Source organism: Streptomyces sp. NPDC030165, assembly GCF_055573595.1.
Genome location: NZ_JBVIBD010000045.1, coordinates 11,337 through 27,533, shown reverse-complemented (window position 1 = coordinate 27,533; position 16,197 = coordinate 11,337). Strand labels below are relative to the sequence as shown.

15 protein-coding genes are annotated in these 16,197 nt (G+C 73.1%); 11 read left to right on the top strand and 4 right to left on the bottom strand.

Annotated elements, in window-relative coordinates:
- Positions 1–184 precede the first annotated feature (184 nt).
- A complete protein-coding gene (locus ACZ4Z1_RS40875; protein WP_468491785.1) occupies positions 185–841 on the bottom strand; it encodes a TetR family transcriptional regulator in 657 nt (218 codons plus the stop codon).
- Between the two features lie 860 nt (positions 842–1,701).
- On the opposite strand from ACZ4Z1_RS40875, the gene ACZ4Z1_RS40870 reads away from it, so the two are divergent.
- Both ACZ4Z1_RS40870 and ACZ4Z1_RS40865 read left to right on the top strand, forming a co-directional pair.
- Positions 1,702–2,565, top strand: a complete 864-nt coding sequence (locus ACZ4Z1_RS40870; protein WP_468491784.1) for a helix-turn-helix domain-containing protein — start codon at positions 1,702–1,704, stop codon at positions 2,563–2,565.
- Between the two features lie 233 nt (positions 2,566–2,798).
- A complete protein-coding gene (locus ACZ4Z1_RS40865) occupies positions 2,799–3,863 on the top strand; it encodes a PhlD (RefSeq protein WP_468491783.1) in 1,065 nt (354 codons plus the stop codon).
- A 7-nt stretch (positions 3,864–3,870) separates the two neighbouring features.
- Here ACZ4Z1_RS40865 and cynR read toward each other — a convergent pair whose 3' ends face one another.
- A complete protein-coding gene (cynR, locus tag ACZ4Z1_RS40860) occupies positions 3,871–4,818 on the bottom strand; it encodes a transcriptional regulator CynR (protein WP_468491782.1) in 948 nt (315 codons plus the stop codon).
- A 131-nt stretch (positions 4,819–4,949) separates the two neighbouring features.
- Between cynR and ACZ4Z1_RS40855 the strand changes: the two genes are divergently transcribed.
- Both ACZ4Z1_RS40855 and cynS read left to right on the top strand, forming a co-directional pair.
- Positions 4,950–5,555 (top strand): carbonic anhydrase, encoded by a 606-nt coding sequence (locus ACZ4Z1_RS40855; protein ID WP_468491781.1) that lies wholly within the window; start codon positions 4,950–4,952, stop codon positions 5,553–5,555.
- A 55-nt stretch (positions 5,556–5,610) separates the two neighbouring features.
- Positions 5,611–6,081 carry a cyanase gene (cynS, locus tag ACZ4Z1_RS40850; protein ID WP_468491780.1) on the top strand — a complete coding sequence of 157 codons (471 nt, stop codon included), beginning with the start codon at positions 5,611–5,613 and terminating at the stop codon, positions 6,079–6,081.
- Between the two features lie 57 nt (positions 6,082–6,138).
- Here the strand turns inward: cynS and ACZ4Z1_RS40845 are convergent, their stop codons facing one another.
- On the bottom strand, positions 6,139–6,468 hold the full coding sequence (locus ACZ4Z1_RS40845; RefSeq protein ID WP_468491779.1) for a putative quinol monooxygenase: 330 nt from the start codon (positions 6,466–6,468) through the stop codon (positions 6,139–6,141).
- Positions 6,469–6,714: 246 nt separating this feature from the next.
- Between ACZ4Z1_RS40845 and ACZ4Z1_RS40840 the strand changes: the two genes are divergently transcribed.
- The gene (locus tag ACZ4Z1_RS40840; protein ID WP_468491778.1) at positions 6,715–7,860 is read left to right on the top strand and encodes an alpha/beta hydrolase family protein; all 1,146 of its coding nucleotides are present in this window, start codon (positions 6,715–6,717) and stop codon (positions 7,858–7,860) included.
- Positions 7,861–7,872: 12 nt separating this feature from the next.
- Here ACZ4Z1_RS40840 and ACZ4Z1_RS40835 read toward each other — a convergent pair whose 3' ends face one another.
- Positions 7,873–9,402 carry an alpha/beta hydrolase gene (locus tag ACZ4Z1_RS40835; RefSeq protein ID WP_468491777.1) on the bottom strand — a complete coding sequence of 510 codons (1,530 nt, stop codon included), beginning with the start codon at positions 9,400–9,402 and terminating at the stop codon, positions 7,873–7,875.
- A 185-nt stretch (positions 9,403–9,587) separates the two neighbouring features.
- On the opposite strand from ACZ4Z1_RS40835, the gene ACZ4Z1_RS40830 reads away from it, so the two are divergent.
- Genes ACZ4Z1_RS40830 through ACZ4Z1_RS40805 form a run of 6 tightly spaced genes read left to right on the top strand, consistent with a single transcriptional unit; the run spans position 9,588 to position 16,142 of the window.
- The gene (locus tag ACZ4Z1_RS40830; protein WP_468491776.1) at positions 9,588–10,847 is read left to right on the top strand and encodes an ATP-grasp domain-containing protein; all 1,260 of its coding nucleotides are present in this window, start codon (positions 9,588–9,590) and stop codon (positions 10,845–10,847) included.
- Complete coding sequence (locus tag ACZ4Z1_RS40825; RefSeq protein WP_468491775.1) at positions 10,844–11,728, top strand: Rossmann-like domain-containing protein; 885 nt, start codon at positions 10,844–10,846, stop codon at positions 11,726–11,728. The genes ACZ4Z1_RS40830 and ACZ4Z1_RS40825 overlap by 4 nt, the downstream gene beginning before the upstream one ends.
- Positions 11,725–12,825, top strand: coding sequence for a PLP-dependent cysteine synthase family protein (locus ACZ4Z1_RS40820; RefSeq protein WP_468491774.1), 1,101 nt, complete (start codon positions 11,725–11,727; stop codon positions 12,823–12,825). Before ACZ4Z1_RS40825 ends, ACZ4Z1_RS40820 begins: the two co-directional genes overlap by 4 nt.
- Entirely contained in the window at positions 12,822–14,009 is a 1,188-nt protein-coding gene (locus ACZ4Z1_RS40815) for a dipeptide epimerase (RefSeq protein ID WP_468491773.1), read from the top strand. The genes ACZ4Z1_RS40820 and ACZ4Z1_RS40815 overlap by 4 nt, the downstream gene beginning before the upstream one ends.
- Positions 13,993–15,246 carry an MFS transporter gene (locus ACZ4Z1_RS40810; protein ID WP_468491772.1) on the top strand — a complete coding sequence of 418 codons (1,254 nt, stop codon included), beginning with the start codon at positions 13,993–13,995 and terminating at the stop codon, positions 15,244–15,246. Before ACZ4Z1_RS40815 ends, ACZ4Z1_RS40810 begins: the two co-directional genes overlap by 17 nt.
- The gene (locus tag ACZ4Z1_RS40805; protein WP_468491771.1) at positions 15,243–16,142 is read left to right on the top strand and encodes a class I SAM-dependent DNA methyltransferase; all 900 of its coding nucleotides are present in this window, start codon (positions 15,243–15,245) and stop codon (positions 16,140–16,142) included. The genes ACZ4Z1_RS40810 and ACZ4Z1_RS40805 overlap by 4 nt, the downstream gene beginning before the upstream one ends.
- Positions 16,143–16,197: the final 55 nt, after the last annotated feature.

The following is a 16,197-nucleotide window of genomic DNA, read 5'->3' as shown; positions in this document are numbered from 1 at the left end:
GGGGGACCCTGTGGGAGAGTAGGACGCCGCCGAACGATTTTTCAGCTCCGGTCTCTGAACCTTGATGGTTCAGGGACCGGAGCTTTTTTGCGTTCACCGGGCATCAGGCAGCGCCGGCCCGGCGCCGTACACGGACAAGGCCCTGCCGGGCGCACCCGGCAGGGCCTTGCGCGTATGCGGGCCTTCAAGCGGAGAGGAGCACCGTGTCCGGTGCCGAGCCGAGGCCGATCCGTTCGCGGAGGAGCAGGCCGCGCTCGGGGGAGTAGTCCAGCCGTTCCAGGACGGCCGGCGTCGCCACGCCGGGCAGGGTGTAGGTGAAGAAGTTGTTCATCTGCGTCCTCACGGCACGGTCGTCGGCCGACGTGAGGCTCTCGCCACCGACCCAGTTCGTCATGAACAGGGAGACGACCGCCATCAATTCCACCCGGGGCAGCAGCTCGCCGCCCTGCTGGGCCCGGATCAGCGGACAGGAGACCGTGGCCTTCCACAGGTCCCAGGGTGACGCCCAGGTCCGCGTGGGCTTGTCCAGCGCGGCGAGCTGGAGCGCCGCCTTCACCTGCGGGTCCGCCTGCACGCGGTGCGTGAGCAGCAGGCCCAGGTCGATCCACTCCTGCAGGGCGGGCGCACCGGGGTCGTGCTCGACGCCCTCGGTCAGGTCGACCGCGAGGATGCCCTCGGCCAGCCCAGCCTTGGAAGAGAAATGGTGATACAACGCGCCGGGCGTCGAATTCGCGCGGGCCGCGATCTCGGTGACGGAAGCCCGGTTGTATCCCCGTTCGTTGAAAACCTCACTGGCGGTCGTCAACAACCGCGCTCGCGTCTTCAGTGCGCGTTCCTGCATCAGTGCCTTCTGCTTCTCAGGCTCCTTTGAAGGAGCAGCCTGGTGTTCTTTGCCGAGCCGGTGTAGGTCAGCGAATGCTGGTTACGGCGGCCCGCGTCCGGACTCCGAAAGGCAGAGGGTGGCTGCCGCGGTCGTCAGGGCCGGCGTGCGGCGGATCGCCGTGCTCGCCGGAGCTGGGGACGCAGGAGTTCTCGGAGTCCCCGGAAGACGTCGGTACGCGCCCGGAACGGCGCTCAGGGCCCTCGGCGGGCGCCTGGAAAGGAAAGGCGTCGGACGCGATACGGCGGGCGGGAACTTGGCCGAGTCGGGGCGACTTGAGCGGCAGTTGCCGGGCCGGAAACGCCGACGAGCCACCAAAAATGATCTTGGTGGCGGCCGTCGGTACGCCGGTCATACCAGCCCCCGGAGAGGGCTGATTTTGCCGTGTTTTGTTGCTGAATTCTCCATGCGGTCCCCTGAACACCCGGTGGCCGTGAAGCCGTCGCCGCGTACTGTCGTGCCGTACTTTCTCGCGAGCGGGGCCGGTCACCGTGGCGCCCGCGCCCGCCGGTCCTGTCCTCGGCTCCGCGGCGGTGCCGTCGTGGGCCAGTACGCTGATCGGCCGCGGCGGGCCCCGTCCCGAGCGGGATCACCTGCCGTGGGCCGCCCCGAGGACGGATGATCCGCGGCAGCCGGACCCCGCGCGCGCCTGGCGCCGTGGTGTGCCGACTCCACGAGGTCCTCCTTCCGCGCACAGACCGGACGGCCTGTTTCCTGCCCGTCTCTCATCCTGAGATCCGGTCGTTGAGTAATCAAGGGCCACGCCTGGCTGGGAGTTTCCGACCGGTCGCGTGCCGCTCCACAGGAAGACTTGACCGCACATGCTCTCCACCTACCGGCCGACCAAGGCGCAACTGGAGGCGTTCAGGCTGCTCTGCCGCGCCAAGAGGAGCGTCCTGAAGCCCGAGGACGTCGGCCTTCCGAAGCGCGTCGCGCAGCGCGGCCCCACCGTACCCGGCCTGACCCAGCCGGAGGTGGACACCCTGATGAACCGCGGCTTCAACACGTACGCCCGTTACGAGCAGGGCCGGCGGGTGCCTTCTCCGGCGTACCTGCTCGAACTGGCCGTGGCGCTGCGGTTCAAGGAGAGCGAATACCGCCAGGCCCACATGGACCTGTACGGAACGACGCCCGCGCCGCTGGACCCCGAAGCCGGTCTCGACGTACCGCTGGATTACAAGGTAAAGGTCGAGGGGCAGCAAGCCATCTCCTACCTGAACGACCACCGGTGGAATCTGCGGTACTACAACGAGGCGTTCCGGCAGATGCTGCCCTCCGGTCAGGTCCCGGCGAACATGGCCGAATGGTTCCTCTTCAGCGAGGAGGCCCGCGAAGTCCTGGCCGGATACTTTGAATTCTGGGCGCCCAAACTCGTACCGCAGTTCCGCGCGTCGGTCTCGGCCTCTCCCAAGGACCGGCATCTGCTGCGCATCCGTGACCGGCTGATGCGGGACGAACAGCTCTCCGCCATCTACCACCAGGGCGACAACGCCTACATTCATCCGGATGGTGACCGGCGCCCGATGAACCACGGTACGCGCGGTTTCGGCTGGGCCGTGATGCTTTCCGCCCGCCCCGAAGGCTCCCCGCTCTTCCGGGAGATGACCATCAATTTCTATCCGGATCCGGCTGTGGCGATACACACGCGGCAAGCCTCGGGAAATGCCGGGAGAATGAGCGTATGACCGTCCGCAACGCCTTCTTCGTGCCGACCGCCGCAGTCGGCGTGGCGGAGCGGCACGACGTGCCGGAACACCGTCTCGACGGCCACGACGTCCCGAGGCGGGTCTCTCCGTGCTGAGCGCCTTATACGCCGCGGACCCGGCACGGTGCCGCTGTCAACTGATGATCATGCGTCTGGTCCGCGGTCATGCGCGGGCCGGTGCCACCCCCTACGCGCATTTCCAGGAGACACCCAGTGGCATACGTCAACCGTCCCGGCATAGCCGAGGCCCCCCACGTCATCCGCAACGAACCGATCGTGGAGGACATCGCCACCTGGGCCAAGTGGGACGAAGCCGACGGCCCGCAGGCCCGGGAGAAGAAGTACCGGACGGCAAAGGCGACGGCCGCACGCATCGCCGACCGGACCGGCGTCACCTACCGGCGCTTCACCGAGCCGCTGGCCGACGTCGCCCGCACCCTGTCGATGCGGCAGCGCAACGACATCGCCGTGGCCGCCGTCAGGGACCTCGCCGTCACCGCCGCCCGCCGCGCCCTGAGGGCCGCGGGCATCGCCCCCGCCGACGTCACGGGCATCATCACGTTCAATGCCACCGGCGACCGCACCCCCGGCCCGGACGCCGCGGTCATCTCCGCCCTGGGGCTCGACCCGAACATCGTCCGCATTCCGATGACGCAGCTGGCCTGTGCCGGCGGGGCCCACGCTCTGGGGCTCGCCGCCCACTTCATCCGGCCGGGCGACCGGTTCCTCGTCGTCGGCGCGGAGAAGCTCAGCACCTCGTACCAGCGCAGCGACAACAGCACCATCGAGCACACGGCCTACAAGCTGCTCTTCGGCGACGCCGGGGCCGCCGCCGTCGTCAGCCAGGACAGGCTCGCCGCCCCCGGCATGGTCATCGAGGAGACCTGGCAGCACCTGGTGCCCGGCTCGCTGACCGCCTACGCGACCCGGCACGAACCCGACGGCCTGCACTTCGACAGCACCAAGGAAGCCCTCGACGCGGTCTCCGCGGTCCTGCCCCATCTGCCCTGGCCCGGTGAGGAGGCCGAGTTCGCCGTACTGCACCCCGGCTCCCGGAAGATCCTGGAACTCGTCGAGAAGGAAGGCGGCGTCTCCCGCGAGGCGGCCCGCCACTCGCACGAAACCCTGGCCAACGGCGGCAACACCGGCGGCCCCACCGTCCTGCGCATCCTCGACCGCCTGCACGACGACCCGCCGGCCCCCGGCGCCCGCGGCATGATGCTCGGCTTCGGCCCCGGCTTCTGCGCCGCCGCCTCCCGGACCCGCTGGGCCGGCTGACATCCCGTTACGGCATGGACGCGTCCGAGGGCCCCGCCTCCGAGGCCCTCGGACGCGGCCGGCGGTCCTGCTCCCGGCCCCACTCCCGGGCCAGCTGCGCGAAGGCGTCCGACGCGGCGCTGCGGTAGGCCGTCTCGCGGCGCAGCAGGGTCACCGTGCGGGCGGGGAGGGCGGGGGCGAGGGCGACGGGGTGGAGGTCGGGCTGGTCGCGGGTGATGGCGTCGGGCAGGACGGTGGCCAGGGGAGTGCGCCGGATCAGCTCGGTGAGGGTGGTGATGGAGTTGGCCTCCACCGCGATGTGCGGCCGGACCCCGTGCTCGCCGAAGTGTGCGTCGATGTGCAGGCGGGTGGCGAAGTCCGCGCTGAGGAGTGCCAGCTGGTGGTCGCGCAGCGAGCGGATCGGCAGCGGTGCCGTCCGGCCGGCGTACGGGTGGGTGGGGCCGACGACCAGGCCGAGGGTCTCGGTGAACAGTTCGGTGCCGGTGATGCCCGGCAGGTACGGGCCGCTGAACGCGATGCCGAGATCCAGTTCGTCCGCCGACAGCGCCGCCTCCATCAGCTCCTGCGGCATCTCGCGCAGGGTCAGCGAGATGCCGGGGTGCCGGCAGTGGAATTCCCCGGCCAGCGGGCCGACGAGGTACGCGGTGAAGGTCGGCGTCGTGGCCAGGCGCAGTGTCCCGCGCGAGAGGTCCCTTACGTCGAGCACGGCACGCTCGGCCGCCTCCAGGTCCCGGAGGGCGCTGCGGGCGTAGTGCGCGTACGCCTCTCCGGCGTCGGTCAGCCGTACGGTCCGGCCCGTACGGTCCAGCAGCTGCACCTTCAGGGTCCGCTCCAGCTGTCTGACCTGCTGGGAGAGCGTGGGCTGCGAGACGTGCAGAGCTTCGGCCGCACGGGTGAAGTGGGCGTGCTCGGCCACCGCGAGGAAATAGCGGAGGTGACGCAGTTCCAGGGCCATACCGGCCACTGTAAGCGGTTATAGGCAGCACTGATAGCTGCCATGGGTTGTACGTCTTGGACGCTATAGCGGCAGGTCACGCATGGTGGAGGCATGGCCTCACGGCCGGTGTCCCTCAGCAAGGAGTGGCTGTGCACCCCCACCTCACCGACGGCGTCCGCCGCTTCCGGCGCGACGTCCACCCCGCCAGGGCGGCCCTCTTCGAGCGGCTGGCCACCAGCCACCGGCCGGGCACGCTGTTCATCGGCTGCTCCGACGCCCGGGTCGTACCGGAACTGCTCACTCAGTCCGAGCCCGGCGAACTGTTCGTGATCCGTACGGCCGGGAACCTCGTCCCGGTGTACGGACCGGAGCCCGACGCGGTGTCGTCCAGCATCGAGTACGCGCTCGCCGTGCTCGGCGTCCACGACGTGATCGTGTGCGGCCACTCCGGGTGCGGTGCGATGACGGCCCTGGCCACCGGCGAGGACCTGACCGAGCTGCCCGCCCTCGACGGCTGGCTGTACACGGCCGGGCCCGCCGGCCCCCGTACCCCCGCGAGCGGGACCGAGGCCGCCGTCACGGCGCTCGTCCACGACAACGTCACCGTCCAGCTCGCCCACCTCGCCACCCACCCGTCCGTGGCCCGCGCCCTCGCGCAGGACACGGTGACGCTGCACGGCTGGACCCACGACATCCGCACCGGAGCCGTCGACGTCCTCGACCCGCGCAGCGGAACGTTCATCCCGCTCTCCTGAGCCCCGCCTCCGGGGCGGCCCCTCCCGGGCCGCCCCCTTCCGAAAGGACCCCTGTATGCCGCACGCCCAGCTCGACCCGCAGGCCCGCCAGGACCTGGCCCTCGCCGTCGTCGAGGCCAAGATCCGCAAGGACCTCACCTGGCAGGAACTGGCGGACTCCACCGGCCTGTCCGTCGCGTTCGTCACCGCCGCACTCCTCGGCCAGCACGCCCTGCCCGCCGACGCGGCCCGGGCCGTGGCCGGGCGCCTGGACCTGGACGAGGCGGCGGAACGGCTGCTGCGGACGGTCCCGCTGCGCGGCAGCATCCCGGACGGCATCCCCACCGACCCGACGCTCTACCGCTTCCACGAGATGCTCCAGGTCTACGGCACCACCCTCAAGGCCCTGATCCACGAGAAGTTCGGCGACGGCATCATCAGCGCCGTCAACTTCCGCCTGGACATCCAGAAGGTCGACGACCCCGAAGGCGGCTCCCGCGCGGTGATCACCTTGGACGGGAAGTACCTTCCGGCCACGCCGTTCTGATCCGGCCGCCGGATTCCGGCCGTGCCGGCGGCCCAGGTGCAGGCCGCGCCCGGCCGGTCAGGCCTCGCGCGGCGAGAGCTCGCCCATGGGGGACCAGCCCTCGGCGCCGATCTCGTCGCTGATGATCTGCGGGGTGGTGGCGATGGCGCCGGCCATCGCCTCCAGGCCCGCCTTGAAGTGCTCGGAGTTCACGTGCTCGTCCCCTGCCTTCCGGTCGGCGAAGCCCTCGACCAGGACGAACTGGCGCGGGTCGTCGACGCTGGTCGACCACTCGAAGAACAGGTTGCCGGGCTCCTGCCGGGTGGCCTGCGTGAAGTCGTCCACCAGCGACAGCCACGAGTCCTGGTACTCGGGCCGGACGGTGAACTTGACGACGATGAAGATCATGCTGGCTCCTGCGCTGGTACGGACCGGCCGCGCCTGCGCGGCCGGGCGGGCTGCCGCCCGCGTCGTCCCCATGGTGGGCGCCTCCGCCCGTCTGCCGAAGAAGGATCGCCGCGCATTCCGGCCCTCCCGGAAAATCCGGTGCCACGGGGCGGATGAAGGCCGGTGCGCCGGGAAAATCCGGTGCGTTCCGGCTGCGGGGCGTGTTCGGATGTCCGCCGGTGCAGTCGAGGAGAGGGCGGCAGGAGCATGGCGGGGACCCGTGACACCACCCGGGACACCGACGGAACGGCGACGGCACGGCGCACCGTACCGCGCCTGGAACTGCCCCGGCCCACCGGCCGCCACGCGGTGGGCGTGCGCACCGCCCATCTCGTCGACGACGGCCGGGAGGACCCGTTCCGGCCCGGCGAGGCCCGGGAGCTGATGGCGCAGCTGTGGTATCCGGCGCGGGCGGGGGCCGGGCAGGCGCCGGGCCGGTACGTCTCCGATGCGATGTCCCCGCTGGTGGTCGAAGGGTGGGAGGAGGAGCCCGGATGTTCCGGGCTGCCGCGCGGCGCGGCGGCCGGGGTCCTCGTGCACGGCGCCGCGGACGTGCCGCCCGCGCCGGACGCGCGCGGCTGCCCGCTGGTCCTGCTCTCCCCCGGCCACGCCCGGTACCGCGCGGACCTGACCGCCCTCGGGGAGGACCTGGCGAGCCACGGCTTCCTGGTGGCCGCCCTGGACCACCCCTCGGACGCGACGGGCGTGGAGTTCCCGGACGGCCGGATCGTGCCGTACCGGCAACCGGACGGACTCCCGGACGGCGACACCGGCGACCTCTGCGGCCGCTACCTGGACGTACGCGCCGCCGACCTCCGCTTCGCCCGCGCCCGGCTGAGCGGGCCCGGATTCTGGTGGCACGCGCTGCTCGACCCGTCGCGGTCCGGCGTCGCGGGCCACTCGCTGGGCGGCGCGGCGGCAGCCGAGGCCATGCGGCTCGACCCGGGCTTCACGGCCGGGGTGAACCTCGACGGCACTCCGTACGGCGAGGTCCTCCGCACCGGTCTGGAGCGCCCTTTCCTGTTGTGTCAGTTCACCCCGGACGACCCGGAGTTCCCGGAGGAGGTCCGGGCCCGCGAACACCTGCGGAGCGTGCTGCGCGGACCGCGGCACCATCTGCTGGTGTCCGGTGGCGGCCACGGGTCGGCCACCGACCTCGACGCCCTGGCCGGCCCCCTCGGCTACCGGGAGTTCACCGACGCGGAGGACTACGCGTTCGCGCTCGGCTCGCTGCCCGGCGGTCGTGGTGCCGAGATCACCCGGGCGTGCGTGGGCGGGTTCTTCGAGGAGCAACTGAGGAGTGGCCAGGGCTTCCTGGAGGCGCTCCCGCCCGAGGTCACGGTGGTGGGCTGAGGGGCGTTCGGCTCACGGCCGTGGCGACGGCCCGGGCAGGCCCGGGCCGTCGCAGTGCACGTTCCCGGCCGGGACGGTGCCGCCGACGAGGTACGCGGCCACGGTGGTGTCCACACACTGGTTGCCGCGGCTGGCGAAGACGCCGTGCGAGTAGTCGTTGTGCAGGGTGACCAGCCGGGAGCCCGGGAGGGTACGGGAGAGGGCCCGGGCACCGGCGACCGGCGTCACGGGGTCGTGTGCGGAGGCCACCAGCAGCGCCGGGGGCGCCTCGGGGCTGCCGAGCGGGGTGCGCCGCGCCGGGCGGGCGTGCCAGTACGCGCAGGCCGCCGCCTCCAGGCCGGTCAGTACGGGCTGCGGGTCGGCGCGCCGCAGCCCCCGGATGTCGGCGAGGACCCGGCCCGGTGTGGGCCCCGGCCCGTCGGCGCACTTCACGACGCGGTTGGCCGCTTCGTACGTACGTGACTCGGGGCTGTCGAAGGGCTCGGCGGGGCGGAGCCGGTCGACCACGCCCTTGTCCAGGTAGGCGCGGAGTCCGTCGCCGAGGGCGGTCCAGCGTTCGGTGCGGCCGAGCGCGCGGTAGACGGCACGGTCGAAGGCCGCCGCGCCGAAGCCGGCCACGGGGCGCGCGGCCAGGCCGTCACGCGTGCGCCGGTAGGCCGCGCGGACTTCGCGCCCGCTCGTGCCGAGCCCGAAGCGGGAATCGTGCCGCGCCAGCCAGCCGAAGAGCACGTTCCGCTGGCGCAGCAGGGCGTGGGCCTGCCGTACGTCGAAGGTGTGCCAGTCCTCGGGGCCGACCACGCTGTCCAGCACCAGTTTGTCCACGCGGCGCGGGAACTGTGCGGCGTACGCGGCGCCCAGGTAGGTGCCGTACGAGACGCCGAGGAAGCTGATGCGCGGCTCACCGAGGGCCGCCCGGACGGCGTCCATGTCGCGCGCGGTCTCGCTGGTGGACAGGTGGGGGAGGGCGACGCCCGTCCCCGTGGCGCAGTCGGCGGCGAGCCGTCGCTGGGAGTCGAGGTAGGCGCGCTCGCCGGGACGGTCGTGCGGTATGGGGTCGAGTGGCGCGGAGCCGGTTCCCGGGGCGTCGAAGAGCCCGCCCATCGGCCCGCAGCCGGCGGGCGCGCTGTGCCCGGTGCCGCGCGGGTCGAAGCCGATGACGTCGTAGGCGCGGCGTACGGCTGCCGGGAGTTTGGCGCGCTTGGTGACGGCGTACGGGAGGCCGGAACCGCCCGGGCCGCCGGGGTTGACCAGCAGGACGCCGCGCCGTTCGGCGGGCGTCCCCGAGGCCCGCACGCGGGAGACGGCTATCCGTATGTGGTCACCGTCCGGGCGGGTGTGGTCCAGCGGCACGCTCACCGTGCCGCACTCGACCCGGTCCGGTGGGGGTGGCGCGGGGACCGAGGACGGGCAGGCGCCGGAGCGCAGGGGCGGGGTGGCGGCGGCCGGGGTGGCGCGGGGTTCGGCGGCCGTGGCGGTGGTGAGCGGGACGGCGCTGGTGAGGAGCGCGCAGAGCAGGGCGGTGCGCCGCGGGGCGGGAGGCATGGGGCTCGCAGTTCTGGGAGGGCGGAGGGCGTGGGCGGGCCTCCGGGGCGGAGAGAAGACCGGCCTACGAGGTGACAATGAAAATCATTATGGTTAGCATCGCGTTCGGTCAACACCGCACCGCGGCACCGGGGGCCTCCCCACGGCGTGCCCGGAAGCGAAACCGCCTGCGCAGAAGGAGAGTTGTGGCGCATCTGCTGATGGTCGAGAGCTGGGTCGGGTCGATGGGCAGGCTGCTGCCCCGGGCCCTCCGCGAGGCCGGACACGACTTCACCTTCCTCACCCGCGACCTTCACCACTACCTGCGGGCCGCCCCCGAGGGCACCGCCCACCCGCTGCTGTCGGCCCGCAACGTGATCACCGCCGACACCAACGACACCGACGCCCTGCTGCCGTACACCGAACGCCTGCACGCGGCGACCGGCTTCGACGGCGTCCTCAGCTCGTGCGACTACTACCTGCCCACCGTGGCGCGCATCGCCGCACACCTCGGACTGCCGGGGCCCGCGCCGGAGGCCGTGGAGGCCGCCTGCCGCAAGGACGCCACCCGGCGCGCCCTGGTGACGGCCGGGGTGCCGGGCCCCCGGTTCGCCGTCTGCGCCGACTGGGCGCGGACCGCCGAGGCGGCGCGGGAGATCGGCTTCCCGCTCGTGCTCAAGCCGGTGGACCTGTGCGCCGGGATGTACGTGCGGCGGGTGGACGACGAGGCGGAGCTGGCCCGCGCGCACCGTGCGCTCGCCGGGTTCCCGGTCAACGCGCGAGGCCAGCTCCGGGCCCCGGTGGTGCTGCTGGAAGAGCTGCTCGACGGCCCGGAGGTCAGCGTCGAGACCGTGTCGCACGGCGGCGCGGTCCACGTGGTCGGCGTGACCGACAAGAGCGTGGGCGGCGCCCCGGCGTTCGTCGAGACGGGGCACATGTTCCCCGCCGCGCTGAGCACCGCCGACGCCGCAGCGGCGACGGACACCGCCTGCGCCGCACTCAAGGCGCTCGGACTCGGCCAGGTCGTCGCGCACACCGAGATCAAGCTCACCGCGGACGGGCCGCGCGTCGTCGAGGTCAACCCGCGGCCCGCTGGCAACCGCATCACCGAACTGGTCCGCCACGTCACCGGCATCGACCTGGCCGCCGCCTTCGTCGAGGTGGCGCTCGGCCGCGAACCGGACCTCACGCCACGCGAGACCGGGCTGCGCAGCGCCGCCATCGGCTTCCTCGTACCCCAACGCACCGGCGTGCTGGAGGAGATCACCGGCGCCGACGGGCTCGACGCCCGGCCCGGCGTACTGGAGGTGCAGCTCGCGGACCCCGGCAAGGCCGTCAAGGACACGGGCAGCAACAACGGATACCTGGGGCACGTCATGGCCGGAGACGGCGCAGGTGCGGGCGCCCGGGCCCGCGTCGAGGAACTGCTGGCCGGACTCTGTCCGCGGGTGGTGGACGAACGATGAGCCCGCTGGAACAGGCGACGGCCGACCGCGCCGCGCGGCCCGCAGCGGCCGGCCTCGCGGACCTCGTACACCGCGTACGCGCCGGTGAGCTGGGGCCCGACCCCCGTACGCAGAAAATCGCGGTGGCCTTCACCACCAGCCAGGCCGTACGTCACGAAGGGCGCAGCGGCGGCTACCGCAACGAAGTGCTCAGCCTGCGCCTCGGCAGCGCGGTGGGGTCCTGCGCCGTGGAGCCCGGCGCGCTGCCCGCCGCCGCGATCGACGACTGTGTGGGCGCCGACATCGCGACGCTGCTCGACCACCCGCTGGCGCCGGTACGGATCGCCGCCCTGGACACGTACCTGATGCACGCCCTGCCGCACACCCCCGCGAACGGCGCGCGGCCGTGGGAACTGCCCGCCGGCGACTCGCTCGCCAAGTCCCGGGCCCGCGCCCGGGCCGTCGCCGGACTGCTGGCCGTCGCGCCCGGCCGCACCGTCCTGGTCGTCGGTGTCGTCAACTCGCTGCTGGAGGCGCTGCGCGCCCGTGGCCTGGTCTGCGTACCGTGCGACCTCAAGGGCGGCCGTACCGAGTGGGGCGAGCGGATCCGTACCGACGCGCTCGCCGAACTCGACGGCTGCGACGCCGTACTGGCTTCCGGCATGACGCTGGGCAACGGCACCTTCGAACCGCTGCGCGCCCACTGCGCGGAGCACGCCAAGCCGCTGGTGATGTTCGCGCAGACCGGCAGCGCCGTGCTGCCCCGCCTGCTGGGTGCCGGAGTGAGCGCCGTGTGCGCCGAGCCGTACCCGTTCTTCTGGCTCGACGGCGGGCCCGGCGTCGTGCACCGCTACACCGGTGACGACGGCTACGCCCTGCTGGGACAGGAAGGCACCCGATGACCGCCGCCGTCCTGGGCACACCCGCCGCCAACCGGGAACTCCTCACCCTCGTAGGACGTACGCCACTGGCCAGGATCACCGGCGACCTGCCCTGCCCGCACCCCGGCTTCTGGGCCAAGCTGGAAGGGCTCGGCGCGGGTGGCATGAAGGCACGCGCCGCCGTGTCCATGCTGCTCGGCGCGCGCGAACGGGGCGAACTGCGGCCCGGGGCGCCGGTCGTGGAGTCGACCTCCGGGACCCTCGGCGTCGGCCTGGCCTTCGCCGGGCAGGCGCTCGGCCACGACGTGATCCTGGTCTGCGACAGCGAACTGGAGCCGTCCATGCGCCAGTTGCTCCGGGCGTACGGCGCGCGGCTGGAGATCGTCGACCGGCCCGCCCCCGAAGGCGGCTGGCAGGCCGCCCGGCTCGCCCGGCTACGGGAACTGCGCTCCCTGCTCCCGCACGCGTACTGGCCCGACCAGTACAACAACCCCGACAACGCCACCGGTTACGCCTCCCTCGCCGCCGAACTCGCCGCCGACCTCGACCACCTCGACGTCCTGGTGTGCAGCGTCGGCACCGGCGGCCACAGCGCCGGCATCATCGGCCCGCTGCGCCGCCACTGGCCCGCGCTGCGCCTGATCGGCGTGGACGCCACCGGCTCCACCATCTTCGGGCAGCCCGCCCGGCCCCGCCTGATGCGCGGCCTCGGCAGCAGCATCCACCCGCGCAACGTCGCCTACGGGGCCTTCGACGAGGTGCACTGGGTGGGGCCCGCCGAAGCCGCCGACGCCTGCCGCCGGCTGGCCCGGGGCAGCTTCGTCAGCGGCGGCTGGAGCACCGGCGCCGTCGCCCTGGTCGCCGCCTGGGCGGCCCGCGTGCACCCCGGTGCCGTCGTCGCCACCGTCTTCCCCGACGGCCTGCACCGCTACCTCGGCACCGTCTACGACGAGGACTTCGCCGCCGCCCACGGCCTGGACCGTCGGCCCGTCGCCACCCGCCCGGTGGAGATACCGCACCCCACGGCGGCCGAGGCCACCGGCTGGACGCGCTGCACCACCGTCGTCGACCCGAAGGCCGTGGCCGTCGCACCGGCCGGGCGGGAAGGCGCCGCATGAACGTCACTCTGCGCGTCGTACGCCTCCGGCTCGCCGCGCCGCTGCGGATATCGCGGTCGGTGACGACCGAGCGGAACGCCGTCTGGATCACCGTGGAACACCGCGGGCTGCACGGCCACGGCGAGGCCGTGACCAGCGTGTACTACGGCCTGGACACCGACACCCTGCGTCAGCTGCTGGCCGGCGCGGGCGGGGAACTCGGCCGCTTCGCCGACCCGGAGAGCGCCCTCACCGCCGTGCGGGAAGGCGGGCTGCCCGCGCCCGGCACCCCGCCCGCCGTCACCGCCGCCGTCGAGTCGGCGCTGCTCGACCTGGTGGGCAAGCGGGCCGGGCAGCCGGTCCACCAACTGCTCGGCACCGCGGAGCGGCCCGTCGCCGCCACCGCCCGCACCATCGGCATCGTGTCCGCCGACCGGGCCCGTACCCAGGCCCGCTGCCTGGCCGACAGCGGTTTCACCGTCATCAAGATCAAGGCGGGTACGCCGGACCCCGAGGACGACCTCGCCCGCGTACGGGCCGTACGCGACGCCGCCCCCTCCGCGTCCCTGCTGCTCGACCCCAACGGTGCCTGGACACCGGAGCAGGCCCGGCGGCTGCTGCCGCGCTTCGCCGAACTCGGCGTCGAGGCCGTCGAACAGCCCACCGCCCCCGGCGACCCCGAAGCGCTCGCCCGGCTCGCCGAACGCTCCCCGCTGCCCGTCATCGCCGACGAGGACGCCGTCGATCTCGCCGACGCCGAACGGCTCGCCGGACGGGTGCAGGGCGTCAACGTCAAGCTCGCCAAATGCGGCGGCGTGTACGCGGCGCTGCGCATCGAGGAGCTGATCGCGGGCAGCGGCACCCGGCTCATGCTCGGCTGCCTCACCGCCGGCACCCTCGGCATCGCCCCCGCCGTCCACCTCGCCGACCGCGCCCGCTGGATCGACCTCGACGGGCACCTGCTCCTCGCGCACGACCCGTGGACCGGCATCGGCGGCACCGACGGGACCGTACGCGCCGGGACGGGCGCCGGGCTGGGCGTACGGCCGGTGCCGCCGCGCGCGGAACACGCCCCGTCCGCCACGGCCGGGGCCCCGGCCCTTACGCCGCGCGCCGAACAGGCCGTACCCACCACACGCACAGCGCAGCCCGCAGCACAGCCCGCGGCACAGAAGGAAAGGCACCACCGTGAAGACGTGGAGTGAGATGCGGGCCTTCCCGCTCGCCATCCGTCTCCTGCTGGTCAACCAGCTCGGCGTGAACATCGGCTTCTACCTGCTCATCCCGTACCTCGCCACGCACCTCGGCGAGGACCTGGGGATGTCGGCCGCCGTCGTCGGCATCGTGCTGGGCGTCCGCAACCTCAGCCAGCAGGGCCTGTTCATCCTCGGCGGCTCGGCCGCCGACCGGCTCGGGGCGCGCGGCGTGATCATCGCGGGCTGCGCGCTGCGCACCGTCGGCTTCGCGCTGTTCGCGCTGGGCGACGGGCTGCCCGTGCTGCTGGCCGCCTCCATACTCAGCGGGCTCGCCGGGGCCCTTTTCAACCCGGCCGTGCGCGCCTACCTGGCGGCGGAGGCCGGTGACCGCAAGGCCGAGGCGTTCGCCCTGTTCAACATCTTCGCGACGACCGGCGCCCTGGTCGGGCCACTGATCGGCAGCGCCCTGCTGCTCGTCGACTTCCGGGCCTCCGCCCTCACCGCCGCCGCGATCTTCGCCCTGCTGACCGTCGCCCAGGCCGTCGTCCTGCCCGCCCGCGAGGTGCCCGCCTCCAAGGGCAGCGTGCTCGGCGACTGGCGCGAAGTCCTCGCCAACCGGGCCTTCCTGGCCTTCTCCCTCGCCATGGTCGGCATGTTCACCATGGAGAACCAGCTCTACCTGCTGCTCCCGGACGGCGCCCGGCGGGCCACCGGCTGGGACGGCGCGGCAGGCATCGTCTTCCTGGCCGGTACGCTGGCCAACCTCACCCTCCAGATGCGCATCACCCGCTCCCTCAAGGAGCGCGGCACGCGGGCGCGTTGGGTCGCCGTCGGGCTCGCGCTGATGGGCGTGGCGTTCGTGCCGCCCATGGCGGTCGCCGGGATGTCCGGGCCGGGCGACGGCCTGGGACGGGCCGCGCTCGCGCTCGCGCCGGTGCTCGTGGGCGCGCTGCTCCTGTACGTCGGCGTCATGATCGCCCAGCCGTTCGTCATGGAGCTGATACCGGAGTTCGGCCGCGCCGAACTGACCGGTACCTACTTCGGGATCTTCTACGTCGTCTCCGGCATCGCCGCCGCCGTCGGCAACACCGTCGTCGGCTGGGCCATGGACGCGGGCGCGCACGGCGGCGCCGCGTGGCTGCCCTGGGCCTGCTGCCTCGCCTTCGGCCTCCTGTCGGCGGCCGGCGTCGGCTGGCTGCACCGGCTGCGGGCCCTGCCCGTACGCGCCCTGGCGGTGACGGCGTGACGGAAAGCTCTGCCGCCCGCAACCTGCTGACCGACAACCCCGCGCTGTACGAAGCGCGGTTCCCCGACCACGACCGGCTCGCCGGCCGCTGGACCGAGGAGGTCCTGCGCACGCACGGTGCCGGGCCACGCGTCCTCGACATCGGCTGCGGCACCGGCCGGGACGCCGCCCACCTGCACGCCGCAGGCCGTACGGTCGTCGGCGCCGACCTGTCCGACGCGATGCTGGCGTACGCCCGTACCCACCATCCCGGGCCCCGCTACGAGCACGCCGACCTGCGCCGGTTCCGCCTCACGGACCTCGGGGAGCGGCCGTTCGACGCCGTGGTCTGCCTGGACAGCGCGCTGCTGTACTGCCACACCAACGACGAACTCGACGGTTTCCTGGAGTCCTGCCGCCGCGCCCTGGCGCCGGGCGGGCTGCTGGTCGCCGAATTGCGCAACGGCGCGTTCTTCCTCGGCCGTACGGAACTGCTGGACGCACCGGCCATCCGCGGCTTCGCATGGGAAGGCACCGTCTACCGGTCCGTCACCACGCTCACCGTGGACCGGGCGGCCCAACTGCTGCGCCGCCGCCGGGTATGGACCACCGAGGACGGCGCACCGCCGGTCGAACAGCGCTCCGCCTGGCGGCTGCTGTTCCCCCAGGAACTGCGGTACGCGCTCGCCGCACACGGCTTCACAGTGCTGGAACTGCACGACGGGCCGGGGCCTCGTACGGAACCGCCTTGGCGGGGCGAGTCGGCCAGGGGAACTGGTGACTCCTGTCCGTCCTCCTCCAGCCCCGCACCGTCCCCCTCCGGTGCTGCCTCGTCGTCCGGCGGCGCCGCCTCGTCCTCCTCCGGTTCCGCCGACGGGGACCGGCTGCACCTTGTGGCCCGGCTGTCGGACGCCTGAGCCCGTACCGGCCTCCCCGCCCTCCTCTTCACCCACTCACTCACTCACCACGAGG